This is a genomic window from Nocardia gipuzkoensis, assembly GCF_021183645.1.
GTDB lineage: Bacteria > Actinomycetota > Actinomycetes > Mycobacteriales > Mycobacteriaceae > Nocardia > Nocardia abscessus.
In genome coordinates this window covers 5155707-5182686 of the sequence record NZ_CP089225.1, presented here as the reverse complement: position 1 = coordinate 5182686, position 26980 = coordinate 5155707, and the positions used below count along the sequence as shown (strand labels likewise).

At 68.3% G+C, this 26980-nt stretch carries 25 protein-coding genes; 8 read left to right on the top strand and 17 right to left on the bottom strand.

Annotated features, from left to right (window positions below):
* Positions 1 to 18: 18 nt before the first annotated feature.
* Both LTT66_RS23470 and LTT66_RS23465 read left to right on the top strand, forming a co-directional pair.
* Entirely contained in the window at positions 19 to 3951 is a 3933-nt protein-coding gene (locus tag LTT66_RS23470; protein ID WP_233060690.1) for a beta strand repeat-containing protein, read from the top strand.
* Between the two features lie 121 nt (positions 3952 to 4072).
* Positions 4073 to 5065: a hypothetical protein gene (locus tag LTT66_RS23465; RefSeq protein WP_233060689.1), complete on the top strand. Its 993-nt coding sequence runs from the start codon at positions 4073 to 4075 to the stop codon at positions 5063 to 5065.
* A gap of 236 nt (positions 5066 to 5301) precedes the next feature.
* Here the strand turns inward: LTT66_RS23465 and LTT66_RS23460 are convergent, their stop codons facing one another.
* From LTT66_RS23460 to dxr, 5 genes are all read right to left on the bottom strand, one after another.
* A complete protein-coding gene (locus LTT66_RS23460; RefSeq protein WP_233060688.1) occupies positions 5302 to 7089 on the bottom strand; it encodes a penicillin-binding transpeptidase domain-containing protein in 1788 nt (595 codons plus the stop codon).
* Positions 7090 to 7163: 74 nt separating this feature from the next.
* A complete protein-coding gene (locus LTT66_RS23455) occupies positions 7164 to 8027 on the bottom strand; it encodes a GNAT family N-acetyltransferase (RefSeq protein ID WP_181722001.1) in 864 nt (287 codons plus the stop codon).
* Between the two features lie 67 nt (positions 8028 to 8094).
* Entirely contained in the window at positions 8095 to 9252 is a 1158-nt protein-coding gene (ispG, locus tag LTT66_RS23450) for a flavodoxin-dependent (E)-4-hydroxy-3-methylbut-2-enyl-diphosphate synthase (protein ID WP_195149252.1), read from the bottom strand.
* A 153-nt stretch (positions 9253 to 9405) separates the two neighbouring features.
* On the bottom strand, positions 9406 to 10605 hold the full coding sequence (locus tag LTT66_RS23445) for a M50 family metallopeptidase (protein WP_233060687.1): 1200 nt from the start codon (positions 10603 to 10605) through the stop codon (positions 9406 to 9408).
* 166 nt (positions 10606 to 10771) lie between these two features.
* Entirely contained in the window at positions 10772 to 11911 is a 1140-nt protein-coding gene (gene dxr / locus LTT66_RS23440; protein WP_233060686.1) for a 1-deoxy-D-xylulose-5-phosphate reductoisomerase, read from the bottom strand.
* 145 nt (positions 11912 to 12056) lie between these two features.
* On the opposite strand from dxr, the gene LTT66_RS23435 reads away from it, so the two are divergent.
* Positions 12057 to 12323: a DUF2631 domain-containing protein gene (locus tag LTT66_RS23435; RefSeq protein WP_043728783.1), complete on the top strand. Its 267-nt coding sequence runs from the start codon at positions 12057 to 12059 to the stop codon at positions 12321 to 12323.
* A 112-nt stretch (positions 12324 to 12435) separates the two neighbouring features.
* A complete protein-coding gene (locus tag LTT66_RS23430; RefSeq protein ID WP_233060685.1) occupies positions 12436 to 12750 on the top strand; it encodes a hypothetical protein in 315 nt (104 codons plus the stop codon).
* Positions 12751 to 12798: 48 nt separating this feature from the next.
* Here the strand turns inward: LTT66_RS23430 and LTT66_RS23425 are convergent, their stop codons facing one another.
* On the bottom strand, positions 12799 to 13725 hold the full coding sequence (locus LTT66_RS23425) for a LysR family transcriptional regulator (protein ID WP_233060684.1): 927 nt from the start codon (positions 13723 to 13725) through the stop codon (positions 12799 to 12801).
* A gap of 61 nt (positions 13726 to 13786) precedes the next feature.
* Between LTT66_RS23425 and LTT66_RS23420 the strand changes: the two genes are divergently transcribed.
* Positions 13787 to 14200, top strand: coding sequence for a DUF5997 family protein (locus LTT66_RS23420; RefSeq protein ID WP_233060683.1), 414 nt, complete (start codon positions 13787 to 13789; stop codon positions 14198 to 14200).
* Between the two features lie 6 nt (positions 14201 to 14206).
* On the opposite strand, the gene rlmN is transcribed toward LTT66_RS23420, so the two are convergent.
* On the bottom strand, positions 14207 to 15316 hold the full coding sequence (gene rlmN / locus LTT66_RS23415; protein WP_233060682.1) for a 23S rRNA (adenine(2503)-C(2))-methyltransferase RlmN: 1110 nt from the start codon (positions 15314 to 15316) through the stop codon (positions 14207 to 14209).
* Positions 15317 to 15441: 125 nt separating this feature from the next.
* Between rlmN and LTT66_RS23410 the strand changes: the two genes are divergently transcribed.
* The gene (locus LTT66_RS23410; RefSeq protein ID WP_233060681.1) at positions 15442 to 15786 is read left to right on the top strand and encodes a LapA family protein; all 345 of its coding nucleotides are present in this window, start codon (positions 15442 to 15444) and stop codon (positions 15784 to 15786) included.
* 10 nt (positions 15787 to 15796) lie between these two features.
* Here the strand turns inward: LTT66_RS23410 and LTT66_RS23405 are convergent, their stop codons facing one another.
* The 5 genes from LTT66_RS23405 to rpsB all read right to left on the bottom strand — a co-directional run bounded on the left by LTT66_RS23405 (position 15797) and on the right by rpsB (position 20258).
* A complete protein-coding gene (locus LTT66_RS23405; RefSeq protein ID WP_408638667.1) occupies positions 15797 to 16807 on the bottom strand; it encodes a phosphatidate cytidylyltransferase in 1011 nt (336 codons plus the stop codon).
* A 111-nt stretch (positions 16808 to 16918) separates the two neighbouring features.
* Entirely contained in the window at positions 16919 to 17476 is a 558-nt protein-coding gene (gene frr / locus LTT66_RS23400) for a ribosome recycling factor (protein WP_043695332.1), read from the bottom strand.
* A gap of 50 nt (positions 17477 to 17526) precedes the next feature.
* Positions 17527 to 18255, bottom strand: a complete 729-nt coding sequence (pyrH, locus tag LTT66_RS23395) for a UMP kinase (protein ID WP_040780648.1) — start codon at positions 18253 to 18255, stop codon at positions 17527 to 17529.
* Between the two features lie 194 nt (positions 18256 to 18449).
* Positions 18450 to 19274, bottom strand: a complete 825-nt coding sequence (gene tsf, locus LTT66_RS23390) for a translation elongation factor Ts (RefSeq protein WP_181722010.1) — start codon at positions 19272 to 19274, stop codon at positions 18450 to 18452.
* A gap of 171 nt (positions 19275 to 19445) precedes the next feature.
* Positions 19446 to 20258: a 30S ribosomal protein S2 gene (gene rpsB / locus LTT66_RS23385; protein WP_043695197.1), complete on the bottom strand. Its 813-nt coding sequence runs from the start codon at positions 20256 to 20258 to the stop codon at positions 19446 to 19448.
* A 720-nt stretch (positions 20259 to 20978) separates the two neighbouring features.
* On the opposite strand from rpsB, the gene LTT66_RS23380 reads away from it, so the two are divergent.
* Both LTT66_RS23380 and LTT66_RS23375 read left to right on the top strand, forming a co-directional pair.
* On the top strand, positions 20979 to 21470 hold the full coding sequence (locus LTT66_RS23380; RefSeq protein WP_408638666.1) for a M23 family metallopeptidase: 492 nt from the start codon (positions 20979 to 20981) through the stop codon (positions 21468 to 21470).
* Positions 21471 to 21599: 129 nt separating this feature from the next.
* Positions 21600 to 22109: a DUF1990 family protein gene (locus LTT66_RS23375; protein ID WP_181722012.1), complete on the top strand. Its 510-nt coding sequence runs from the start codon at positions 21600 to 21602 to the stop codon at positions 22107 to 22109.
* Positions 22110 to 22197: 88 nt separating this feature from the next.
* On the opposite strand, the gene LTT66_RS23370 is transcribed toward LTT66_RS23375, so the two are convergent.
* From LTT66_RS23370 to LTT66_RS23350, 5 genes are all read right to left on the bottom strand, one after another.
* The gene (locus tag LTT66_RS23370; RefSeq protein WP_233060680.1) at positions 22198 to 24099 is read right to left on the bottom strand and encodes an alkyl/aryl-sulfatase; all 1902 of its coding nucleotides are present in this window, start codon (positions 24097 to 24099) and stop codon (positions 22198 to 22200) included.
* A gap of 48 nt (positions 24100 to 24147) precedes the next feature.
* The gene (locus LTT66_RS23365; RefSeq protein WP_233060679.1) at positions 24148 to 24456 is read right to left on the bottom strand and encodes a DUF202 domain-containing protein; all 309 of its coding nucleotides are present in this window, start codon (positions 24454 to 24456) and stop codon (positions 24148 to 24150) included.
* Positions 24453 to 24818, bottom strand: coding sequence for a YidH family protein (locus LTT66_RS23360; RefSeq protein WP_181722015.1), 366 nt, complete (start codon positions 24816 to 24818; stop codon positions 24453 to 24455). Before LTT66_RS23360 ends, LTT66_RS23365 begins: the two co-directional genes overlap by 4 nt.
* A 524-nt stretch (positions 24819 to 25342) precedes the next feature.
* A complete protein-coding gene (locus tag LTT66_RS23355; protein ID WP_233060678.1) occupies positions 25343 to 26074 on the bottom strand; it encodes an acetoacetate decarboxylase family protein in 732 nt (243 codons plus the stop codon).
* 152 nt (positions 26075 to 26226) lie between these two features.
* Positions 26227 to 26970, bottom strand: a complete 744-nt coding sequence (locus LTT66_RS23350; protein ID WP_233060677.1) for a TetR/AcrR family transcriptional regulator — start codon at positions 26968 to 26970, stop codon at positions 26227 to 26229.
* Positions 26971 to 26980: the final 10 nt, after the last annotated feature.

The window sequence follows — 26980 nt, the reverse complement described above, 5'->3', positions numbered from 1 at the left end:
GGCGACAAGGAGGCAGTCATGCCTACCATCACTTCCCTCTCCCCCACCTCAGGACCGACCACGGGGGGAACCAGCGTCACGATCACCGGTACCGGATTCGGCAATTTCACGACGGTGCGGTTCGGCAGTACCGCGACCACTTTCACGCTCGACTCTCCCACCCAGATCACGGCCATCTCCCCGGCCGGTTCGGTCGGTACGGTGCAGGTCACCGTCACCGACTCGACGGGAACCAGCAACGGCCTGCCCTACACCTATGTTCCGGTGCCCGCGTTCAACAGCATCAACCCCAACCAGGGCTCCACCGGGGGCGGGACGACGGTCACCCTCACCGGGTCGGGTTTCACAGGCGCCACCGCGGTCAATTTCGGCAGCACTCCGGCGACTTCGTTCACCGTCAACTCCGACACCCAGATCACGGCTGTCACGCCTGCCGGAACAGGGATCGTGCCGGTCACGGTCACCGGCCCGGGTGGGACCAGCGGTGCGGTGCCGTTCATCTACGTAGTCGTACCCACCATCACGGCCATTTCGCCGACCGCCGGTCCGGCCTCGGGTGGTAATACCGTCACGATCACCGGTACCGGGTTCACCGGCCCGCTCACCGTCCGGTTCGGCAACACCGCAACCATTTTCACGGTCAACTCCCCCACGCAGATCACCGCCGTCGCGCCTCCCGGAACGGGCAGCGTGCAAGTCACGGTCACCGGCTCGGGTGGGACCAGCAACGGCGTCACCTACACCTATGCCGGTGTCCCCGCACTGACCGCCATCGCGCCCAATACCGGTCCGACGACCGGCGGCACGACGGTCGTCATCACCGGAACGGGCCTGTCGACGGCCACCGCGGTGAACTTCGGCGCCACACCGGCGACCTCGTTCATCGTCAACTCCGACACCCAGATCACCGCCGTCACTCCTGCCGGGACGGGGACCGTGCAAGTCACCGTCACCACTCCGGGCGGAACCAGTAACGGCGTCGCCTTCACCTATGTGGCGGTGCCGGCCTTGACCACGTTGGTGCCGAACGCCGGTCCGGTCACCGGCGGGACGACAGTCGTCATCACCGGAACGAATCTGACGGGAGCGACAGCCGTCAACTTCGGCGCCACACCGGCGAGCTCGTTCACGGTCGACTCGGCTACCCAGATCACGGCGGTCGCGCCCGCCGGGACCGGGACCGTGCAGGTCACCGTCACCACCTCGGGCGGAACCAGCAACGGCCTCCCGTACACCTATATCCCGGTGCCCGCCATCACCACGGTGGCGCCGAACGCCGGTCCGGTCACCGGCGGGACAACGGTCGTCATCACCGGAACCGGACTCACCGGGGCTACCGCGGTGAACTTCGGTGCCACACCGGCAGCCTCGTTCACCGTCGACTCCGCCACCCAGATCACCGCCGTCGCCCCAGCGGGGACCGGGACCGTGCAGGTCACCGTCACCACCGCGGGCGGAACCAGCAACGGCGTCGCCTACACCTACATCGCGGTGCCCGCCATCAGTACGGTGGTGCCGAGCGTGGGACCGGTCACCGGCGGGACAACGGTCGTCATCACCGGAACCGGACTCACCGGGGCTACCGCGGTGAACTTCGGTGGTACACCGGCGACCTCGTTCACCGTCGACTCCGCCACCCAGATCACCGCCGTCGCCCCGGCGGGGACCGGGACCGTGCAGGTCACCGTCACCACCGCGGGCGGAACCAGCAACGGCGTCGCCTACACCTACGTCGCGGTGCCCACCGTCACCGCGGTGGTGCCGAACGCCGGCGTGGAAGCGGGCGGGACGACGGTCGTCGTCACCGGAACCGGGCTGACCGGAGCGACCGCGGTGAACTTCGGCGCCACACCGGCAACCTCGTTCACCGTCAACTCCGCCACCCAGATCACCGCCGTCGCCCCAGCGGGGACCGGGACCGTGCAGGTCACCGTCACCACCCCGGGCGGAACCAGCAGCGGCGTCGCCTACACCTACATTCCGGTGCCCGCCGTGACCGCGGTGGTGCCGAATGTGGGCCCGGCAACCGGCGGCACAACGGTGATCGTCACCGGAACCGGGCTGACCGGAGCGACCGCGGTGAACTTCGGCGCCACACCGGCGACCTCGTTCACCGTCGACTCCGCCACCCAGATCACGGCCATCGTTCCCGCAGGGACCGGGACCGTGCAGCTCACCGTCACCACCCCGGGTGGAACCAGCAACGGCGTCGCCTACACCTACATCGCGGTTCCCACCCTGGCCGTGGTGGTGCCGAACGTGGGGACGGAATCGGGCGGGACGACCGTCGTCCTCACCGGCACGGGACTGACCGGCGCCACAGCGGTGAACTTCGGTGCCACACCGGCGACCTCGTTCACCGTCGACTCCGCCACCCAGATCACCGCCGTCGCCCCCGCCGGAACGGGAACAGTGCTGGTCACGGCGACCACGGCGGGCGGAACCAGTAACGGCCTCGCCTACACCTACATTCCGGTACCCACGCTCATCACGGACGTTCCGAATGTGGGCCCGGTAGCGGGAGGGACGATCGTCGTCCTCACCGGGACCGGCCTGTCCACTACCTCCGCGGTGAACTTCGGTGCCACACCGGCGACCTCGTTCATCGTCGGTTCCGACACGCAGATCACGGCCGTCGCCCCGGCGGGGACCGGGACCGTGCAAGTGACGGCGACCACCGCGGGTGGAACCAGTAACGGCGTGGCCTACACCTACGTCGCGCTTCCCACCCTCACGACGGCGGTTCCGAATCTCGGTTCGGTCTCCGGTGGCACGACAGTCGTCCTCACCGGAACAAACCTGAGCGGTACGACAGCGGTCAACTTCGGCGCCACACCGGCGACCTCGTTCACCGTCGACTCCGCCACCCAGATCACGGCCGTCGCCCCGGCGGGAACCGGAATCGTGCAGATCACCGCCACCAGCCCGGGCGGAACCAGCAACGGCCTCCTCTACACCTACGTCGCGGTTCCCACCCTCGCCACAGCGGTTCCGAACGTGGGCACGGTATCGGGCGGAACAACGGTTGTCCTCACCGGCACCGGACTGACCGGCGTCACGGCGGTCGACTTCGGTGGCACACCGGCGACCTCGTTCACCGTCGACTCCGCCACCCAGATCACCGCCGTCGCCCCGGCGGGGACCGGGACCGTGCAGGTCACCGCCACGACCGCGGGCGGAACCAGCAACGGCGTCGGCTACACCTACATCGCGGTTCCCACCCTGGCCGTGGCGGTTCCGAGCGTGGGACCGGCCGCAGGAGGCACGACGGTCGTGCTCACCGGAACGGACCTGACCGGAACGACAGCGGTGAACTTCGGCGCCACACCGGCGGCCTCGTTCACCGTCGACTCCGCCACGCAGATCACCGCCGTGGCACCCGCCGGCACCGGAACCGTGCAGGTCACCGCCACCACCTCCGGCGGAACCAGCAACGGCGTCGCCTACACCTATCTCGCGGCGCCCAGCCTGACCACCTTGCTTCCGAACGTAGGCCTGGAAGCGGGCGGAACGATCGTCATCCTCACCGGGACGGACCTGACCGGTACGACCGCGGTGAACTTCGGTGCCACACCGGCGACGTCGTTCACGATCAACTCACCCACTCAGATCACCGCCGTAGCGCCCGCCGGGACCGGTACGGTGCAAGTCACCGCCACCACCTCCGGCGGAACCAGCAACGGCCTCGCCTACACGTACATCGCAGTACCCACACTGACGGTTGTACTTCCGAATGTAGGACCGGCAGCCGGCGGAACGACAGTGGTCCTCACCGGGACCGACCTGACAGGCACCACCGCCGTCGACTTCGGCGGCACACCGGCGACCTCGTTCACCGTCGACTCCGCAACACAGATCACCGCCGTCACACCCGCCGGAACGGGAACAGTGCAAATCACCGCAACCACCTCCGGAGGAACCAGTAATGGTCTCCCATTCATCTACATCTGACGGCTGATGCGGCTGGGCCGTCGGCAGGCTTTTGCCGGCGGCCCAGTTTCGTTGCGGTTGAGCCGATACAACAGAGTCTTCGTCACCGTCGACGGAGGCTGCAGGGGTAAGGGGGTTTTCGTTGGCGACCGTACTGAAGATGCTGCTAGCGGAGCGGCATCTCAAAAGTCATCCCGATTTCCTTGTCGCGTACGACCGGTGCGCGGCGCAGCTGGACCCGCCCATTCCCCCAGGGCATGGGCCGGCGAAGGCGCAGTACTACCAGTGGTTGTCCGGCCGCATGATCGGACTTCCACGCGACTATCACCGCCGGGTGCTCGAGAAGATGTTCCCCGGCTGGACTGTTGAAGGATTGTTCCAGATGGCCAACTCGACACCGGACGGCACGGGATCGCTCGGGCCGGGTCCGTCCGGCACCGACGTCCGGCTCGAGGCGTTTCTCGGGGTGGAGACCACCACCCGGGGAACGACTCTGGTGTACCCGTCATTCGAGTTGACCAGGTCGTCCGTGGACGCACTGCGGGCGGCGGGGATCTCCCGGCGGCGAATATTCGGGAAGCAAGAGGGTGCCTTCCCGGATCGTCCCGTCGATGTTCCCTCCGTGGTGGCGGAGAACGATTTTCGCGGGCTGCTGTACATGTTCTCCATGCTCCAACGCCACACCAGCATTCGGGCCGAGGTCCGCAGCGACCGTTACATGGTCGCTCACTACGACCGCCCGTTCATCAGCTTCGGGCTGAGCGGCAACGATTGCACCCGGTTGTACCCGCGAACCGTCGAGCGCCCGCTGTTCACCATCCGCGACAGCGGCGCCGAGGACGACTACACACCGGTGTACCTGGAGCTGGCCGACGGCAGCCGGTACGACTCGGGCGACGACCGCAATATCGGCGTCATCGCGCGAGTGCGACCGTGCCCGGATCAGCATCCCGATCGATACTGGTTCTTCTGCGGCGGCCTGCGGCCACGCGGGACGGCCGGAGCGGGCTGGCATCTCGCCGATTCGTGGCTTTCCCTCCAGCACCGTGTCGGTGATCGCGAGTTCGTCGCGGTCATCGGCGTCGACGAGTACTCCGACCGGACGACGAGTTTGGAGCATCTGCTGATCGCGTAACCCTCGAGAGGAGAGGAAAGGCACACACCCGTCGGCCCGGACAGTTGGGACACCACTGTCCGGGCCGACGCGGACGCATCGGCTCGGACTCCGCGGCGGGTTCGTGACGCGGCCGAGCACGACGAAGGAGGACACGTTGAACTACCGGTCGACAATGATCCGGGCGGCGCTGTTTCCCGTGCCGCGGCACTCCGAGTTCCTTTTCTGGGTCGTCCCCGTGTGGGAGCGAAGGCGCGTCAGTAACCGGCGGGCAACGCCGCCAGCATATCCCGCGTCACCGCGACGGCATTGTCGGAACTGCCGCCTTTGACCAGCAGCGTGGCGAACGCCATGTCGCCGCGGAAGCCGACGAACCAGGAGTGCGACCCGCCGTCGACTTCCGCCTCGCCGGTCTTGCCGTACACCTCGCCCTGATCGGCGATGCGCTCCGCCGTGCCGCCGACGACCACCTGCCGCATCATCACGCGCAGTCCTGCGACGACGTCGGGCGCGAGAGCTGGACGGTCGCCGTCGATCTGGGTGGGCCGTCCCGCGATGAGGTAGGGCACGGGCGCCGAGCCGTTCGCGATGGTTGCCGCCATGAGCGCCATACCGAACGCGCTGACCACCACCTTGCCCTGACCGATGCCGTCCTCGGTGCGCTGGATCAGGTCGTCGGTGGGCGGCACCGAGCCGGAGGTCGTGGGCAGCCCCACCACCGAATAGGCCGGCCCGACACCGAGCTTCGCGGCGGCCTCGTGCAGCGCCCGCCCGGGCAGCGCACTGGCGAGTTTGGCGAACGAGGTGTTGCAGGACCGCTCGTAGGCCGTGGACATCGGCACGTTGCCGACCGTGAACAGGTTGTAATTGGGGATCGTTCGCTCGCCGATGACGATCCGGCTCGGGCACGGCAACACCGTGTCGGGTGTCGCGAGACCGTTCGACATGGCCGCGGCGGCGGTCACCGTCTTGAACACCGAGCCGGGCGGATACTGGCCGATCGTCGCGATGGGCCCGTCCCGGTCGGCGGCTTTGTTCTGCGCCACCGCCAGAATCGCGCCGGTGGACGGCCGCAGCACCACCATCATGGTCTGCTCGGCGCGCGGCCGCACCGCGCGCTGGGCGGCGATCTGCACGTTGCGGTCGACGCTCAGCGAAAACGATGGCGCGGGCTGCGAAGGCACCTCCATCAGCACGTCGGTGTCGGCGCCGTTGGCGTTCACGGTGACCACGCTCCACCCCGCCTTGCCGTCCACCTCCGCGATCACCGTCTTGCGCACCTGGGTGAGCAGATCGGGCGCGAATTCCCGATCGGTGGACACCAGATCCCACTGCTGGGTCAACGTGACGCCGGGCAACCCGATCAGATCGGTGATCACCTGGCCGGATTCGACTTCGTTGAGCAGGGCGACCGTGTAGGTGCCCCGCGCCGCCTTCGCCGCGTCGAGAATCGACTGCGGCGTCAGCGACTGGTCGAAACGATGCAGCGCGGCGGCCAGCGCGGTGGCCACCGTCGCGGGCTCGGCGGCGTCCGCTACGGCGAACGCGACCCGGGACACTTTGCCGGGCACCATCACGTCGCTGCCGGACTGCTCGTTGACCCGCGATCTCGGGGGCGGATTGGACCGCAACGTCATGGTCTGGGTGTCGCCGAGTTTGGGATGGATATTGGTGGAGGTCCAGCGGACCATCCAGCGACCCGTGCTGCGGCCCATCTGCAATTGGCCCGAGTACTTCCAGATCCGGTTCTTCGGCAGCCGCCACTCGTAGGTGTAGTCGACGGTCGCGGTGTCGCCGGTCACGCGCGCCGCGCCGGTGCGGGCGGTGAGCTGCTCGGCTTGGAGCTGGTCCCAGGCGGAACGCAATGCGCCGGCCGCTTTCTCCGGCAGATTGGTGAACTCCGCGGCCGCGCTCACCCGGTGCTCGGCGAACGCTTTGACGAACGCGTCCGCGGCGGGGACGGGGCCCTGCGGCTCGCTCGCACAACCAGCCGCGGCCACCGTGAGGGCCACGGCGGCGAGCGAGAGAAGCGTGCGAGTCGACATCGGCACCGATGGTAGTAGTCACAGACCGGCAAATGCCTGCGGCACTCCGGGATTCGACGTGCCCGGATGCGCGCTCAATCGACCAGGACGGTGGCGAAGGTCGCGATCTGCCGGAATCCGACCCGGCTGTAGGCACGGCGGGCGATCGCGTTGTAGTCGTTCACATACAGGCTCGCGGTACGGCCGGAGGCGACCACGGCGTTCGCGACGGCCGAGGTGCCCGCGGTGCCGCGGCCCTTGCCCCGATGGTCCGGATGCACCCAGACCCCTTGAATCTGGCCCGTGCGCCGCGACAGCGAGCCGACCTCGGCCTTGAACACCACTTCCCCGTCCTCGAAACGGGCCCAGGCACGGCCGGATTCGATCAAGCTCTGGATCCGGCGGCGATAACCGCGGCCGCCGTCGCCCGCGCGCGGGTCGACGCCGACCTCCTCGATGAACATGGCGATCGCGGCCGAGAGGTAGCGGTCGAGTTCGTCGCGGCGCACCCGGCGGACCTCCTGATCGGGTGTGGCCAGCGGCGGCTGAGCCAGCGCCAGTAGCGGCTGTTCCCCGCGCAGCTCACGCTCGGGACCCCAATGACCGGCCAGCATCTCCCACAGCGGCAACGCCAGTTCCCTCCGGCCCACCACCGAGGAACAGATCCGCGGCCACCGGATCGCGCGGTCGGCGAACGCGCGCAGTGCGTCCCGGTCGCCGAGCAACGGAACGAGATTCGCACCGGAGAAACACAGTGACTCGGCGGGGCCGCCCCTTGACCAGAGCTCGCCCTGCCCGCACCGGGCGTCCAGGCCGAACTCCTGCAACCGGGCCGCGACCATGCACGAGGCCACCGGATCGGCATCCAGCACACGCAGCACTTGGGCAAGGTCCCGATTAGCGAGCTGCCGCGCAGGGGCGTATTTGGCCCGTCGCGCCGGCTCCAGCAGACTCCGCACGATCACAGCCTGCCACGAACCGGCGCGATGTGGTACGTCTCCGCGCAAAGCCCTGGTAGGCGGCGGCTCAGCCGACGGTGACGACCGGCTCGCCTGCGGCGGCGTCCTCACCCATCTCCTCGGCGATGCGCATCGCCTCTTCGATGAGCGTCTCGACGATCTTCGCCTCCGGGACGGTCTTGATGACCTCGCCCTTGACGAAGATCTGGCCCTTGCCGTTGCCGGAGGCCACTCCCAGGTCGGCTTCGCGTGCCTCGCCGGGCCCGTTCACCACGCAGCCCATGACGGCCACCCGCAGCGGAACCGCCATGCCCTCCAGACCGGCGGTCACCTCATTGGCCAGGGTGTACACATCCACCTGCGCACGCCCGCAGGAGGGGCAGGACACGATCTCCAGTTTGCGCGGGCGCAGGTTCAGCGATTGCAGGATCTGCCCGCCGACCTTGACCTCCTCGGCGGGCGGCGCGGACAGCGAAACGCGGATCGTGTCGCCGATGCCTTCCGACAGCAGCGCGCCGAACGCGACCGCCGACTTGATCGTGCCCTGGAACGCCGGGCCCGCCTCGGTGACGCCGAGGTGCAGCGGGTAGTCGCACTGCGCAGCCAGCTGCCGGTAGGCCTCCACCATGATCACCGGGTCGTTGTGCTTGACCGAGATCTTGATGTCGCCGAAGCCGTGTTCCTCGAACAGGCTCGCCTCCCACAGCGCCGACTCCACCAGCGCCTCCGGCGTGGCCTTGCCGTACTTCTCCATCATCCGCTTGTCCAGCGAACCGGCGTTCACGCCGATGCGGATCGGGATGCCCGCGGCGCCCGCGGCCTTGGCGACCTCCTTGACCCGGCCGTCGAACTCCTTGATGTTGCCCGGGTTGACGCGCACCGCGGCGCACCCGGCGTCGATCGCGGCGAAGATGTAGCGGGGCTGGAAGTGGATGTCGGCGATCACCGGAATCTGGGATTTCCGCGCGATCGTGGCCAGCGCGTCCGCGTCCTCTTGACGCGGGCAGGCCACCCGCACGATGTCGCACCCCGACGCGGTCAACTCCGCGATCTGCTGCAAGGTGGCGTTCACGTCGTGCGTCTTGGTCGTGGTCATGGACTGCACCGAGATCGGGTGAGCGCTGCCCACCCCGACATTGCCCACCATCAGCTGGCGGGTCTTACGCCGTGGAGCGAGCACTGCCGCGGGAGCGGCCGGCATCCCCAATCCGATTGTGCTGGTCACCTTCGGCTGCCTACTTTCATCGTGTCCTGCCGGTTCGGTGCCGAGTCTAGCCTTGGCGCACGACGCCCACCCTGTGACAGCAACGACAAGGCTTCCCCGGTGTGACCGCGACAGACTACGTCGCCGGTCACACCGCCCGGTCAGCGGCCCGGGTCAGAACAGTTTGATCGGGTTGATGATGTCGGCGGCCAGGGTGAGCAGCATGTAGGCGCCGCCGATCACCACGACGACATAGGTCGCGGGCAGCAATTTCAAGTAGTTCACCGGCGCCGCGGGAGCGAGCCCCTTCCAGCCGCGGATGGTGTTACGGATCTTCTCGTAGACGACCACCGCGATATGGCCCCCGTCCAACGGCAGCAACGGCAGCAGATTGAAGACGCCGAGGAAGAAGTTCAGGCTGGCCAGCACGAGGATGAAAATGTTCCACAGGCCGCGTTCGGCGGTCTCGCCACCGATCTTGCTGGCGCCGTACACACTGACGGGGGTCTCCGGGTCGCGCTCACCGCCGGTGACCGCGTCCCACAGCGACGACACCTTCGCGGGCATCTGGGCCAGGGAGTCGACCGTACGCACGAATATGTCCCCGGTGAAGGTGGCCGCGGCGGGAACGGCCCCCAGCAAGTCGTACTGCACGGGGTCGTAACGCTCCTGCGCTACACCGATGGCGCCGACCTCGCGACCCGCGCCACCGCCCTCGGGGTAGCGGACGACCCGCTCCGGTGTGACGGGGATGCTGAGGGTGCGGCCGTCCCGCTCGACGACGTAGGTGAAAGGGCCGGTCTGCTTCTGTGTTTCGGCCTGGAACTCCCGCCAAGTGTCCACCTCGACGCCGTTCACCTGCTTGACGATGTCACCGCGCTGTAATCCGGCGCGCTGCGCCGGGCCCGTGCCCGTGCACGGCAGGGTGGAACCGTCCGGATTCTGCTGGGCGACGCAGCTCATGACGCCCAGCGCGGTGGCGGGCGGCTCTTTCAGGTTCGGCAGGCCCCACCCGACGGCGAGCAGCACGATCAGGAGGAAGCCGAGCACGAAGTTCATCGCGATGCCGCCGGACATCACGAGCAACCGCTTCCAGGTGGCTTGCCGGTACATGGCGCGATCGAGTTCTTCCGGGCGCAATTCGTCCAGCGCCGTCATACCCGCGATGTCGCAGAAGCCGCCGAGCGGAAGAGCCTTGAGGCCGTATTCGGTCTCACCGCGGCGGAACGAGAAGATCTTCGGTCCGAATCCGATGAAATACCGTCGCACCTTCATGCCGGTGGCCTGGGCGGTCCACATGTGCCCACATTCGTGCAGCGCGATCGACACCGTGATGCCCAGCGCGAACAGCACGAATCCCAACGCGAACACCATTTGCTCTACGACCCTCCTGCGTTTGCGCAGCTCGTCTATCCCGCACGCACGCGTCCGCTCCTGGCCGCGAGCACTCTGATCACCCTAACCGGACAGTGATCTGTCCTGTGTGTTCAGTGTGCCAGGACGCCGTCGCATCGCGCGTCCGATCCGTCGCCGAACGGCTTCAGCCGCGTACCCGAGCGACGGCGAACTCGCGCGCCCAGCGGTCCGCGGCGAGGACCTCGTCGAGCGAATCCGGCTCGGCGCGCCACCGCTCGGCCGCCTCGACGGCGGCGGCCACCGTACGAACGATCTCCGGGAAGCGGATGGCGCCGTCGAGGAAGGCCTGCACCGCGACCTCGTTGGCGGCGTTGTAGACCGCGGTGACGCTGCCACCCGCCTGACCGGCCGCGCGCGCGAGCTCGACGGCCGGGAAGACGTCGTTGTCGACCGGCTCGAACGTCCAGGTGGACGCGGTGCCGAAATCGCAAGCGGCGGCGGCGCCGGGCACCCGGTCCGGCCAGCCGAGGGCCAGCGCGATGGGCAGCTTCATGTCCGGCGGGCTGGCCTGAGCGAGCGTGGAGCCGTCGGTGAAGGTGACCATCGAATGCACGATCGATTGCGGATGCACGGTGACGTCGATGCGGTCGTAGGGAATGCCGAACAGCAGGTGCGTCTCGATCAGCTCGAGCCCCTTGTTCACCAGCGAGGCCGAGTTCAGCGTGTTCATCAGGCCCATCGACCAGGTGGGGTGCGCCTTGGCCTCGGCGGGCTCGACCGAATCGAGCATCTCGGTGGTCCAGCCGCGGAACGGGCCACCGGAGGCGGTCAGCACCAGCCGGTCGACCTCCTCGGCGCGACCGCCGCGCAGGCACTGCGCCAGCGCGGAATGCTCCGAGTCGACCGGGACGATCTGCCCCGGAGCGGCGGCACGAGTGACCAGGGAACCGCCCGCGACCAACGATTCCTTGTTGGCCAAGGCGAGCCGGGTGCCCGACTGGAGGGTGGCCAGGGTCGGCTCCAGTCCCAGCGAGCCGACCAGCGCGTTGAGCACGACGTCCGCCTCGGTGCGGCGCACCAGCTCGGTCACCGCCCCCGGGCCGCCCAGCGGCAGGTCCAGCCGCTGGGCCGCGGCCGGATCGGCGACGGCGACATTGCGCGTGCCCGTGGCGGCCATCTGGGCGGCGAGCAGCTCGGTATTGCCGCCGCGCGCGGCGAGTCCGACCACCTCGAAGCGGTCGGGATTGGCGGCGATCACCTCGAGCGCTTGGGTGCCAATGGATCCGGTGCTGCCCAGCAGCAGGACTCTCACGATGTCGGACACGACTTCATTGTGTCCTACCCGGCCGAACGCGTCCGACGGGCGCGGGCCGACTTACAACGACACACCGTCGTATGTCACGATATGCGGCAGTAGCTCATCGAGTGCGTACCGGAATCGCGGTACAAGTAACAGCTAAGGAGCGATCGTGGCCGCCACGGAACTCGAACACGCCGACACCGAGCGCGTCGTCACTCGCGTGGACCCCGCCGAAGTTCCCTCCGCCGCCTGGGGTTGGAGCGGCGAGTCGCGTCGCACCTTCCGGATCGCGGGCTGGATCGTCGCGCTGATCTTGCTGGCCATGCTGATCGGCAACCACAGCGGCAAGGTCGAGGACATCTTCTTGGTCGGCTTCGCCGCCCTGATCGCAGGCATCCTCATCCGCGACTCGGTGCTGCAGCGCAAGCCGCGCTAGTCGCAAATCGTCCTGTACCGGCAGCAGTCGCCCGGTACCGTGTGCGTCCGGGGTCCGCGTCCCACCAGGGTCGCGGACCTCGGTTTCTGTTCGCACAAAACCTTAGGACGCAATGATCAAGACCTGTTCGGCTGCCCTGCTCGTCGCGAGCGCGTTCGGCTCGCTGCTGTTGCTGCCCGCGGCGCCGGCGCACGCCCAGTCACCGGCGTGCGGCGCGGCTATCGCCGCGATCAACGCCGCCATCGACGAGTCCGGCGGCAATCTGGATCCCACCGTGCAGCAGTCCCTGGCCGCGAAGCTCTCGGCCATCGAGGCCGAAGGCGCCGAGAAGGACGCCATCGCCGCCTACGCGCACGCCCTCACCGATGAGAAGGTCGCGAGCATGGACCCGGCGACCGACGAACTGAACCGGGTCTGCCAGGGCTGACGAACGGGCGGCGCGGATCGGCCGCGGTTCGCGCCGCCACCGGACCGGCTAGCGCCCGCGGCGCCGGGCGGGCTTCTTCTTGGCCGGAGCCGGACGACCACTCGTCTTTTTGGCCGGAGATTTCTTTCGCGGCTGGTTCTCGTCGGCGCCGCGGGCCGGTGCGCGTGAGCTGCGCTCGGAACGCCCGCGCACCACGCCGATGAAATCCTCGACCAGGTCGGTGGTGTGGCCGGTGCGCCAGGCCAGCGCTACCTCTGTGTCGGGGACGTCGAGCATCGGGCGGTAGACCAGGTCGCGACGGTGGTGCAGGCGAGCGAGCGAGTGTGGCACGATCGCCGCGCCACCGGCCGCCGCGACGAGTTCCAGCGCGGCGGCGATCGCGTCGACGTCCGAGGTGTCCTGGAGGCGCTCGTCGGTCAGGTCGCCCATGCGCACCTCGTCGAATACCGACAGAGGGTGTTCCTTCTGCACCACCACGACCGGCACCTCCCGGTAGAGCGGAATGGCGCTCACGCCCTCGCGGTCGATCGGCAGCCGCACGAAGCACATGTCGACACGTCCCTCACGCAACGCCGCTTCCTGGTCCGCCTGCGTCAGCGCGATCACCTCGAGCGAGGTTTCCGGAAACCGCTCACCCCAGATCCGGGTCCACTTGGACACGGTCACGCCCGGCACGAAACCCACGCGCAACCCGGCCGAACCATCCGGCTGCTCCTGCCCGGCCGCCGATTCGGACCGCGAGATGATCTCTCGCGCCTGCTCCAGCAACACACGCCCGTCGTCGGTGAGCTGGGTAGGTTGTGCCCCGGGTAGGAAAAGCTTGGTACCCAGCTCGTTTTCCAAGTCGATGACGGTGTGGCTCAGCTTCTGCCGTGAGATGTGCAGCGACTTCGCCGCGCGCGCGAAGTGCAACTCCTGCGCGACCGCGACGAACCAGCGCAGGCGCACGACATCGATCGACTCCAACCGGCTCATTCGTGGAAGCGTAGGCCACCGCGTGGTCAGGACCCGCCGCGCCGCCCAGTACGCTGTATCGGTGAGCTCGGACAAGAAACCGCAGATGATGAAGCCGCTCACCGCGGCGAACAAGCTCGGCATCTACCTTCCGGCCGCGCCCGAGGAGTTCCGCAACGCGCCGATCACCCGCGCCCAGCTCGACGCGCTGCGCAACGATCCCCCCGAATGGCTCACCGAACTGCGCCGCACCGGCCCGTTCCCCCGCGATGTGGTGGCCCGCAAGCTCGGTGTCTCCAACACCGGTTTGGCCCGCGCCGAGGTCTCCGACGCCCTGACCGCCGACGAGATCAGCACGCTGCTGGCCGACCCGCCGGAATGGCTCGTCCGGGAACGCGAGAACCTCGCCGCGGTGCGCGCGGAAAACGCCCGCGTCAAGGCGAAAGAAGCCGAACGCCGCGCGGCCACCAACCGCCCGGCGAAGAACCGCGGATAGCGTTTCTCAGCTCTCCGCGGCCAGTTGCCCGCAGGCGGCCGCGATCTCCTGACCGCGGGTGTCGCGGACCGTGCAGGGCACGCCCTGGGCGTTGACGCGGCGGACGAACTCCTGCTCGACCGGTTTGGGGCTGGCGTCCCATTTGGAGCCGGGGGTGGGGTTCAGCGGGATGACGTTGACGTGTACGCGCGAGCCGAGCGCCTTGTGCAGCTTCTCGCCGAGCAGGTCGGCGCGCCAGGGGTGGTCGTTGATGTCACGGATGAGCGCGTACTCCACCGAGACGCGGCGGCCGGTCTTGTCGGCGTAGTAGCGCGCCGCGTCGAGCACTTCCGCGACCGGCCAGCGATTGTTGACCGGGACCAAGGTGTCGCGCAGTTCGTCGTCGGGCGTGTGCAGCGAGACGGCGAGCGTGACCGACAATCCCTCATCGGCCAGCTTGCGGATGGCCGGCGCCAATCCGACGGTGGAGACGACGACATTGCGCTGGGAGATACCGAGACCGTCCGGCGCGGGCGAGGTGATCCGGCGGACCGCGGCGACCACCCGCTTGTAGTTGGCCAGCGGCTCGCCCATACCCATGAAGACGATGTTGGACAGCCTGCCCGGCCCGCCGGCCACTTCCCCGTCCCGCAGCGCGGCGGCCGCGGCGCGTACCTGGTCGACGATCTCGGCGGTGGACAGGTTGCGGTTCAGCCCGCCCTGACCGGTCGCGCAGAACGGGCACGCCATGCCGCAACCGGCCTGACTGGAGATGCACAGCGTCGCGCGGTCCGGGTAGCGCATGAGAACGCTTTCCAGCAGCGTGCCGTCGCCCGCTCGCCACAGCGTCTTGCGGGTCTCCCCGGCGTCACACGCCACGTGCTTGACGACGCTCAGCAGCGGTGGGAAGAGCGCGTCGCCGATCTTCTCCCGCACGGCGGCGGGCAGATCCGTCATCTGCGCGGGATCGGCCTGCAGACGCGCGTAGTACTGGCGGGCGATCTGATCGGCACGGAACTTCGGCAAACCCAGTTCCTCGACGGCCGTCCGCCTGCCCTCGGCATCGAGGTCGGCGAGATGGCGCGGCGGCATGCCGCGACGCGGAGCGTCGAAAACCAGGGGCAGGGAGACGGTCATAGTTGCTCCATTCTCCCATTCGCGGCAACCGCCCCCGCACCCGACCACGTGCGGGCGGCCCGACATGCCCGGTTCGTGGAGGGCAAATGCCTGCGGCGGTGATAGCGGTCGGCCATGATCGAGGTATGTCCACGCATGCCGAACATCCGCCGGAACCGGATCCGGACCTGTCACACCGCAAGCAGGCCCCGAGGCCGAGTGCTCCTCCGGCCGTTGTGACCAACAAATCGCTGTCTTCGCGCACCGGTTACGCCTGGAGCGGGCTCGTCACCGGCGTCCTCATCCTGGTCCTGCTGCTGGTCTTCATCCTGCAGAACCTGGAACAGACCCAGGTGGACTTCTTCTTCTGGAACTTCTCGCTGCCGCTCGGCGTCACCGTGCTGCTGTCGGTGATCGGCGGCGCACTCGTCATGGCCTCGGTGGGCGGCGTCCGCATCCTGCAATTGCGCCGCGCCGCCAAGAAGGTCTGACGCGTACGAGTCAGATCAGCGTGGAGAGCACCAGCCAGGAGACGAACGCCGAGGGAAGCATGGAGTCGAGGCGGTCCATGATGCCGCCGTGGCCCGGCAGCAGCGTACCCATGTCCTTGATCCCGAGTTCCCGCTTGATCTGCGATTCGATCAGATCCCCGCAGGTGGCCACCAGCACCAGGCCGACGCCGAGCACGACGCCGATCATCGAGTTGGCCTCCAGCAGCAGCGTCACCGTGAGCAGACCGCCGATCACGCTGAACACCAGCGAGCCGCAGAAACCCTCCCACGACTTCTTCGGGCTGATCGAGGGCACCATCGGGTGCTTGCCGAACAGCACGCCCGCCACGTAACCGCCGACGTCGGAGCAGACCACCAGGATCATGAAGGTGAGCACCCGCAGGTTGCCGTCCGGCTCGAGCAGCAGCAGCGTGGCGAACGAAGCGAGCAGCGGGATCCAGGCCAGCGTGAACACCGTGATGGCGGTGTCGCGCAAGAAGTTTCGCGGGGCGGTCTGCAAGCCGTGATCGAACAGCCGCCACACCATGCAGATCAGCGTGGTGGCGGCGAACGCGCCCGCGACGCCGCTGGCGCCGTAGGGCCAGCCGAGCCAGAACACCGCCTGACCGCCCGCGATCAGCGGGACGCGCGGGACGAGCACGTCGGCTTCGCGCAGCCGTTTGGCGACCTCCCAGGTGGCCACACCGACACCGGCCGCCGCGACGCCGATGAACACTTTCGGCACGAACAGCAGGATCGCGATCAGCGAAAGGCCGAGTCCGAAGCCGACGGTCAGCGCGGCGGGCAGATTGCGGCCCGCACGCGAACCGCTCGACGCGGGAGCGCTGTGAGCGGCCGCGGCATCGGGTCCGGACGGCGCGGGGCTGCTCAACGGTTCATGACCGGACGCACCAGCATCGTGCGCGCGCTCCTGCCTCGCATCGGCTGTCCCGTTCACCGGCGGCTCCTCTGCCGCACCGGTCGCGGCGGCGTTCTCGGCCACGATTGTCCCGTCGCTCAACTCGTCGTTCCGTTCGTCCCCCGCCCGGGCGGGCCCTCCGCTGAATCTCCGGCGGCACTCGCGATGGGCTGGGCCTCCTCCGGGCCCGCCCCGCCTGCCGACCGATCCGCGTCAGACCTCGAGCAGTTCGGCTTCCTTGTGCTTGACCAGTTCGTCGACCTGGCCGACGTACCTGGCAGTGGTCTTGTCGAGCTCCTTCTCGGCGCGCCCGACCTCGTCCTCCCCCGCCTCGCCATCCTTCTGGATACGCGACAGTTCGTCCATCGCCTTGCGACGGACATTGCGGATGGCCACCTTGGCGTCCTCGCCCTTGCCCCGCGCCTGCTTGGCGAGTTCCCGGCGGCGCTCCTCGGTCAGCTGGGGCACCGAGATCCGGATGATGTCACCGTTGTTGGTGGGGTTCACACCGAGATCCGAGTTGCGGATCGCGGTTTCGATCGCCCCGAGCTGGCCCGCCTCGTAAGGCTTGATCACGACCATGCGCGGCTCCGGCACCGTGATGCTGGACATCTGCGTGATCGGGGTAGGCGAGCCGTAGTAGTCCACGACGACCCGGGAGAACATACCCGGATTCGCCCGACCGGTGCGAATGGTTCCGAGATCGTCCTTCGCTACCGAGACGGCCTTCTCCATCTTCTCCTCGGCGTCGAAGAGCGCTTCTTCAATCACGACCGTTTCCTCCACAGCGTCGTCATGTCATGATCCGCGGTCTGCGGGTATCAGGACCGAACCAGTGTGCCGATCTTCTCACCGGCGACCGCGCGGGCGATATTGCCCTTGGTCAACAAATTGAACACCAGAATCGGCATCTGGTTGTCCATGCACAAGCTGAAGGCGGTCGCGTCGGCGACCTTGAGGTCGCGCTCGATGACCTCTTTGTGCGTGATCTCGGAGTACATGGTGGCGGTCTCGTCGACGCGCGGATCGGCGGTGAACACCCCGTCGACCGCCTTGGCCATCAACACCACGTCCGCGCCGATCTCCAGCGCGCGCTGCGCGGCGGTGGTGTCGGTGGAGAAGTAGGGCATGCCCATGCCCGCTCCGAAGATGACCACGCGGCCCTTCTCCAGGTGCCGTTTGGCGCGCAGCGGGAGGTAGGGCTCGGCCACCTGGCCCATCGTGATCGCGGTCTGCACCCGGGTGTCCACGCCCTGCTGCTGCAGGAAGTCTTGCAGCGCAAGGCTGTTCATCACCGTGCCGAGCATGCCCATGTAGTCGCTGCGGGCGCGCTCCATGCCGCGTTCCTCGAGTTCGGCGCCGCGGAAGAAGTTCCCGCCGCCGATCACCACGGCCACCTGGACGCCGGTGGCGACCACCTCGGCGATCTGCTCGGCGACCGTCTGCACGACATCCGGATCGAGACCGACCTTGCCTCCGCCGAACATTTCGCCGCCGAGTTTCAGCAGTACCCGGCGATATCCTGGGCGATCGGTCCCCGGGTCCGTCATGGGTCTCCAGTCTCCTTAGGCGAGGGATTGTCGTTCTTCCGGCGATTCGGTGCGCACGGCAGGCGCCCGTGACGTAGAGCAAGGCAGAGCGGCATCTATCCTGCCTTATTCGGTTCGAGCGGCAGCAGAAGGCCCCCCGTCAACCGGCGTTCGTTCGGTCGGCGGGGGGCCTGCACGCTGGGGAGTGCGACGACTCAGTTGGCGCCGACCTCGAAGCGGGCGAAGCGGGTGACGGTGACACCGGCCTCGTCCAGCAGTGCCTTGACGGTCTTCTTCGAATCGGTGACCGACGACTGCTCCAGCAGCACGACGTCCTTGAAGAAGCCGTTGACGCGGCCCTCGGTGATCTTCGGCAGCGCGGCCTCGGGCTTGCCCTCCTCGCGAGCGGTCTGCTCGGCGATGCGGCGCTCGTTCTCCACGATGTCGGCCGGAACCTCGTCGCGGGTCACGTACTTCGCCTTGAGCGCGGCGACCTGCATGGCGGCGGCGCGGGCGGCCTCGGCCGCCGCGTCGCCCTCACCGGTGTACTCGACCAGCACGCCGACGGCGGGCGGCAGGTCCGAGGCACGCTTGTGCAGGTAGGTGGCGACCGGGCCGTTCAGCGAGATGACGCGACGCAGCTCGAGCTTCTCGCCGATCTTCGCGGCGAGCGCCTGCACGGCCTGGTCGACGGTCTGGCCGCCCAGGTCCAACGCCTTCAGCGTCTCCAGATCGCCGGGCTTGGCGGTCGCCGCCGCGGCGACGACCTGCTCGGCGAGCTGCTGGAACTCCGCGTTCTTCGCGACGAAGTCGGTCTCGGAGTTGATCTCGACCATGACGCCGTCCTTGGCGGCGACGAGGCCTTCGGCGGTGGTCCGCTCGGCACGCTTGCCGACGTCCTTCGCGCCCTTGATGCGCAGCAGTTCGACGGCCTTGTCGAAGTCACCGTCGGTCTCGGCCAGCGCGTTCTTGCAGTCCATCATGCCGGAGCCGGTCAGCTCCCGGAGCCGCTTCACATCGGCAGCGGTGTAGTTCGCCATTCTCGGCGAGCCTCCTTCGGAGAAGTATGGGTGTTGGCAGCGGCGATCACGATGGCACTCGCTCGTGATCGCCGCCGAAACAGTGTCCGATCTGCGGCGTTCGCGGGCCCCTACGTGGTTACGCAGGCTACCGCCTCCGGGACCGTCGCTCACGCCGCGAGGTTACGAGTCTCAGGCCTCGGCCGAGGTCTCGGCGGCCTCGGCGCCGGGAGCGGCCTGCGCGAGCAACTCCTGCTCCCACTCGGCCAGCGGCTCGCCCGCACCCGCCTCCGGCTTCTCGTCGCCCGCGGACGCGCCGGCGCGCGCCTGCACACCCTCGGCCACCGCGGAGGCGACGACCTTGGTCAGCAGGGCGGCGGAGCGGATCGCGTCGTCATTGCCCGGGATCGGGTAGTCGACCAGGTCGGGGTCGCAGTTGGTGTCCAGGATCGCGATGACCGGGATGTTCAGCTTGCGCGCCTCGCCGACGGCGATGTGCTCCTTGTTGGTGTCGACGACCCAGATGGCCGAGGGCACCTTCTGCATGTCGCGGATACCGCCGAGGGTGCGCTCCAGCTTGTTCATCTCACGCGTCAGCATGAGGATTTCCTTCTTGGTGCGACCCTCGAAGCCACCGGTCTGCTCCATGGCCTCGAGCTCCTTGAGGCGCTGCAGGCGCTTGTGCACGGTGGAGAAGTTGGTGAGCATGCCACCCAGCCAGCGCTGGTTGACGTACGGCATCCCGACGCGCGTCGCCTCGGCCGCGATCGACTCCTGGGCCTGCTTCTTGGTGCCGACGAAGAGAACGGTGCCACCGTGGGCGACGGTCTCCTTGACGAACTCGTAGGCCTTGTCGATGTAGGTCAGCGTCTGCTGCAGGTCGATGATGTAGATGCCGTTGCGGTCGGTGAAGATGAACCGCTTCATCTTCGGGTTCCAGCGCCGGGTCTGGTGTCCGAAGTGCGCGCCGCTGTCGAGCAGCTGCTTCATGGTTACGACAGCCATAGCTCCCGTATCTCTCTTTCGTTGCCGGTTGACGCAGCGAATCGGCGATCCGCTGCCCTGGCGCCGCCGAATCGTCGGACCCGACCACGAAGGTGGGGACCAGCCGACGATTCCCTGTTCCGAACACGCTGCCGCGAACCCGGTTATCTCGAGCCCGATGCGAACAGCGCCGCTATGAACAAGCACGGGTGGCGCGCGAAGTCGGTCCATGCAGGCACAGACCGCTCGCTCAGTTTACGGCCTCGGGGCACGCAGACCTAAATCGGTTCGATCGGCGACCTTTGACCAGGCGGAACGGCGACTTTTCACAGGCGAGGAGGTTATCCACATTCGGTGAATCGAGCCGTCGGCGTCGCCGGAAACGCAGGAGGGTGGAGGCATGAAACCGATCTCTACGACGATGACCTTCCTGGTTCCGCTGTTGTTCGTGCTCGGGGTCGTCACCGCACCGCCGGTCGGGGCCGAGACGCCCGCCGCGAAACCTGCGCCCGGGGCGTGCACAGGGTCCGCATGCCTGCCGTCGCTTTCCCAACTGCTCCGGCGAGCGCCGCTGCGGCAATCCGGACTCGACGCCGGTGATCACCGAGATGAAACGGGTCCCCCCTCCGGTGGCGACCTGTGTACACCGCCCGTGCCCCTGTGCGGCTCGTAGTCGGACTCCCCGGCTCCGCACGAACGACCGGTTCGCATCCCATGCGGACGCGGCGGCGTCTCTTTTCGATGCTGGGTCTCGGCATGGCGGCGGTCGTCGCGATGGGGCCGACGGCGACCGCCGCACCCGATGCGCGGTTCGGCTGGCCGCTGCAACCGCGCCCCGCGGTGGTCCGGCACTTCGACAAACCCGCGCAGAACTGGCTGCCGGGACATCGGGGGGTCGATCTGGCCGGGGTGCCGGGGCAAGCTGTACTGGCCGCGGGCGAGGGGATCGTCGTGTTCGCCGGAACCGTGGCCGACAAGCCGGTCGTGTCCATCGATCACCCCGGCGGGGTGCGCACCACCTACGAACCCGTTCGAGCCGACGTGCCCGTGGGCAGGCGGGTCGGGCGTGGTACCCGCATCGGCACACTGGAGGCCGGACATCCCGGATGCGCGACGACATGCCTGCACTGGGGAGCCCGCGCCGAGGGCGGAGGCCGACGCATCCGCGAGTACCTCGACCCGCTCGGGCTCCTTCAGCTCACTCCCCTGCGCCTCAAACCGGTGCGCCCCTGAGCCGGCCAGGAGAAGCGCCGTAGCTGTCCGCGCCTCGGTTCAGGTCTTGGTCCAGACCGCGATGATCGGGCCCGGCGTGTCGGCAGCGCGTGGTGGCGGGAGCGTGCGGGGCGGGGCGAAGATCGGGGCATGGAGGATGGGCGGTCGTTCACGTATTCCGAAATCGGCGCGACACGAGGCGTGCTACCGGAGGGGTATCACGGGTTTCGGCTACGGCGTCCGATCGGGCGGGGTCGCGCGCTGTTCGAGCACGCGGGTGCGGAGATCTCGGCCTACCGGGTGCAGAAGGGCACCGGGATCTTCCGAGCCGCCGACACTCCGACGGCCGAACCCGGCACCACCATCACGGTGCGGCTCGGTGCCGGTCCATTCGGAATCACCGCACCGTGCCGCGTGGTGTACGTCCTCGACGAACCCGACCGACGGGGTTTCGCGTACGGAACCTTGCCGGGACATCCGGCGTCCGGGGAGGAACTGTTCGCCGTCGAGTACGACCCCGCCGACGACACGGTGTACGGGCTGATCGTCGCGTTCTCCCGCCCCGCCACCTGGTACACCCGGCTGGGCGGCCCCGTGGTGCGGCTGATCCAGCGCTTCGTGGCGGGCAGATACATCGCGGCCTTGCCGACATCTGCCTGAACGCCGACGGCACGCGGCGCGCACTCGCGAAATAGCGCCACGCAGCATCGCGGCGTGATCAGCCCGCCGCGACCACCAGCGGCAAGGTCTACGGGGTGACGATCGCGAAATCGGGGTCCGGGGCGTCGAAGATGTCGACCAGTTCAGCGAGCTTGGTGACGTCTCCCTCGATGACGATATCGCCGGCGGCCGCCGCGACGCCGAAGTCGTCACCGGCCAGCAAGACCCGGATCAGCGTGGACTTGGCCAGGGTGAACGTGGCGTCGGGTTGTGGTAGGCGCATGCCGGGGGCGACATCGAAGTGGGTGAGGCGGCCGTTGCGCAGTTCGAGCCGGTGGGTGCGCTCCAGGTCGGTGAGGATCCAGTCGGTCACGAGCCGGTGGTTCCACGCCTTGGGACCGTCCACGCGCAACGCCAGGGCGTCGAAGATCTGATCGATGCCCAGTGCGGCGACCATGCTCGGCGATTCGCTCTTGGTCGGCGTGCCGAACGATCCGTAGCGCAGCTCGTAGGCTCCGCTGAGAAAGAAGTTGCGCCAGGTCGCGTTCTCCGCGCCGTAACCGAGTTGCTCGAATGTGCTGGCCTGCAAGGCTTTCGCGGCATCGTTGTCCGGGTCGGCGAAGACGACGTAGTTGAGCACCTGCGCCACCCAGCGGTAGTCCCCGGCGTTGTAGGAGACCTGCGCTTTGCGCAGCACTTCGTCGGCCCCACCCATGAATTCCACGTGCCGTCGCGCGGATTCGACCGGCGGGTGTTCCCACAGGTGCGCCGGGTTTCCGTCGAACCAGCCCATATAGCGCTGGTAGATGGCCTTCACGTTGTGATTGACCGAACCGTAGTATCCGCGCGCATGCCAGGCCTCCTCGATGGCGGGTGGGAGCGTCACCAGTTCGGCGATCTCCGCGCCCACGTATCCCTGGTTCAGCAGGCGCACGGTCTGGTCGTGCAGGTATCCGTACAGGTCCCGTTGCAGCGAGAGGTATTCCACCAGGCGGGCGGTGCCCCAGGTCGGCCAGTGATGGGACGCGAAGACGACGTCGGATTCGCGGGCGAACATATTGATCGCCTCGGTGAGGTACTTCGCCCAGACGTGGGCGTCGCGCACCAGGGCGCCACGCAACGTGAGCACATTGTGCAGGGTATGGGTGGCGTTCTCCGCCATGCACAGCGCGCGGCGATCCGGGAAGTAGAAGTTCATCTCCGCGGGCGCTTCGGTACCGGGCGTGAGCTGGAAGACCATCCGTATCCCGTCGATCGTCTCCTCCTGGCCGGTCGCGGTGATGTCGACGGTCGGGGGAATCAGTGTGACCGTGCCGACCGAGGTGGTCTGCCCCAGTCCGGCTCCCACCGCCCCGAGCGGACCGCGCGGCAGCACCGCGCCGTACATGTACCCCGCGCGGCGTGCCATCGCCGTGCCCGCGTAGATGTTCTCGGCCACCGCGTGTTCCAGGAATCCGGCCGGCGCCAGCACCGGACAGCGCCCCTCGGCGACCGCCTCGGCGGTGGTGACTCCGCACGCCCCGCCGAAGTGATCGATGTGCGAGTGCGTGTAGATCAGCCCGGTCACCGGACGGTCGCCGCGGTGGGCGCGGTAGAGCGCGAGACCGGCCGCCGCCGTCTCGGCCGAGATCAGCGGATCGATCACGAGGACGCCGGTTGAGCCTTCGACCAGCGTCATATTGGAGAGGTCGAAACCGCGGATCTGATAGATGCCCTCGCTGACCTCGAACAACCCCTGTCGCACCGCGAGGCCGGACTGCCGCCAGAGGCTCGGATGGACCGAGACCGGGCAGGGTTCCCGCAGGAACGAATAGGAGTCGTTGTCCCACACGACGGTTCCGTCTTCGGAGGTGACCACGCCCGGCACCGGCGCGGCGACGAATCCGCGCTCGGCGTCGGTCAGATCGGTGGTGTCGGCGAATGGCAGTGCGGCGGCCGCACGCCGGTGTTCCGCGACGATGAAGCCGCTCGGCTCGCTCGCTGTGCTCATTGTCGTCCTCCTGTCGTCTCGACCAACCTTGCTGGGCCGCTGCCCGGTTCAGGGCAGCGGTTCGAGGGAGCCGGCGGCCGCGGCGGCCAGCGCGACCACGCACACCGCCGCGGCCGTCGCGGCGACGATGCGGCCACCATGGGCGTAGTGGCCGCGGCGCAAACCGCGGTTGCGCAGATAGCAGGCCCCGGCCAGCGCCGCCATCGCGATCGCGGCGCCGATCGGCGCGGCCGCGGCCGCTCGCCACCCGCTTCCGAGCGCCTGATGCAGGAACAGTGTGCCGACGACCATCGCCGCCACGGCGGTGCGCCGCCACGCCAGCGCGGTGCGTTCGGCGGACAGATGGGGCGCGCTCACCGCAGCAGCACCGCCACCGCCGCCAGCACCGAGACGATCGCGATGCCCGCCGACAGGACCGGCACCAGCACCGTGTCCGGCAGCGGGTCGCCGCGCCGCATGGCCACGCCGACCCGCCGCCAGTGCGCGTACGCGCCGACGGCGACGACCGACGCCAGGACCAGGCAGCTGAGCGCGATCGCGCGCCGCAGTCCCGCGAGCCGGAACGACTGGACCAGTGTGTGCACCGCGACGCCGCCCGCCAGCAGTCCCAGCGCGGTCCGCATCCAGGCGAGGAAGGTGCGCTCGTTCGCGAGCGTGAACCGATAGTCGAGTTCCTCTTCGCCGTCTTCGGATTCGGCTTCGGGATTCGGCAGCGTCACGCCGCCTCGGCTCGGATCGTCGAGTGCCGAGCGACCCGCGCCCGAGGGTGGCGGCTCCTGACCCGAGGCGACGCTCCGTCGCACGGGTTCCCGCCGGACTGCACGGTGGTCACGACACACCACGCTAGTGGGGACCGAGGAAACTCGCGGCGGCTCATCGCCGACGGCGGGAACCCGATCTGTATTCGCAGGCGCACCGGGCACTTCGCGCGGGCGACACTCACCGTCACGTCGCTCGGATAGCCGACTGGAAGCCAGACGCCGCCTGTAGCGCTCAGCAACCGGGTTCGGGTGCTGCGGACTGCACGATGCCCGACTCGTGTTCGCGACCCTGCATTACGCGATCGGACCAGCTCGCAGCGCTCAGCGGCGGGACAGATCCGGTCGGCGACGATCACGGGCACCACTCCATCGCTGCTGGCATTGGCAAACGATCCGCTACGTCAGATTAATCGCCGTCACCCGGGCCGTCCACGCGCCCCGCGCGCCCGTGACCGGGTGGTTATGCGCGGGTGAGCGAGAGGTCAGATGGCGATGGCGTCCTCGAAAGTCATGGACAGCCGCGAGACGGACGAGGACATCAGCGCCCGGCGCGGCAAACCGAGCGACCGGAGTTCCGCGGCGATCTCGTGATCCCCCAGCTTCAACTCCGCCCCGCCGAGACGCGCTCGCATGCCGGACGGCTGCATCTCCCAGCGCGTGCAGCGCGTGACGCCATCGATGTGCGAGTAGGCGTCGAACGAGGACGCGGTGGCGCGCCCGTTCGGAGTCGCGAATCCGGGCCGCAGCGTGAGGTCCGCGATGAGCCGCCCGTTCTGGTGCAGCGCACCGCTGCGCGTCCGGCCACCGTGATCGACGACGAATTCGGCGAGTTCCTTGGGAAATCCCCAGATACCACGCCCGGCGGCCAGGGTGAAATCGCCATCGACGGGCAGCCGGTGGATCAGTACGCCGGCCTGCCCGGTCCGCAGCGCCTTCAGGTCGCCGAATCCCGAGGCCACGCCCGCGGTGTGGTGGCGCACCATGAACGAGACGCCGAACTCGTTGTAGGGGCCCAGATCGCCGTCGACGTAGTCGACGAAGACCAGTGTGCACATCGCCCGCCCGCCGGGCAGCCGGAGAACCCGCAGGCCGGAGTAATCGATGAGGCGTTGCGCCGCCGCGGCGGGCACCAGATAGGTGGCCATGAACGCGTGCGCGAGCCGGATACGGACCGGCATGCGGACCTCGCGGCCGAGAACGGTGTGCGTGCTCACGTCGACGCCTTTCTGCGCATCGGCGCCCGCGCGCCGCGTTGCCGTGCGGAGCGACCCCACCGGCCACGTCCATAGAACACGTATCAGTTTATCGGCGCAATACGTTCTCGACCCATCCTCTACTATAGAGAACCTGTTTCACTTTTCCCGCCTCACCCCTCCGGAACACGACTCCCGGAGGACTCCTCGGATCGCCGTGCGGCCCGGAGGCGGGCCGCCAAGCCGTCGAGGACGCACAGCAGACCGAAGTCGAAGGCCATCGCGCGCCCGACCTCCTGGTCCGTCGGAACGATCGCCTGATAATCCGCGAGCATTTCGGGGTAGTCACCGGCCAGTTCGGTCATCACGCGCAGGACGCCGTCGGTGTCGATCTCGGCACCCTTGTACGCCGTGTCCCAGGCGATCTCGGGCAGCACCTGGCCGAGGACGAAACACATCACCGTTCCGCTGGCCAGGTAGATGTCCACGCCCTGAAAACCCGCCTGGACGAACGCGCGGCGCAGCCGATCGCTCAGGCGCAGCGAGTTCGGGCCGATGCTGGGCAACCGCCCCACGAGGGTCGCCATCCACGGGTGCTCCCGGATGCTCGCGCGGAGACTGTAGGCGAAGGTGGTCAGCAGTTCGCGCCAGGAGGCCTGCTCGGGCTCCGGAGTGCGCACCAGGCCCCAGAACTCATCGAGCACCAATTCCAGCAGTTCCTCCTTGTTGGAGACGTGCCAGTACAGGCTGGTCGCGCCCGCACCGAGCTTCGCGCCGAGTTTGCGCATGCTCAGCGCCTCCAGCCCCTCGGCGTCGAGCAGTTCCACGGCCGCGGCGATGATCTGCTCACGATGCAGCCCGGCGGACTTGGGCTGGCGCGACTGCTTGGTCCATACCGAGGCGAACTGCTTGGTCATAACACGATCT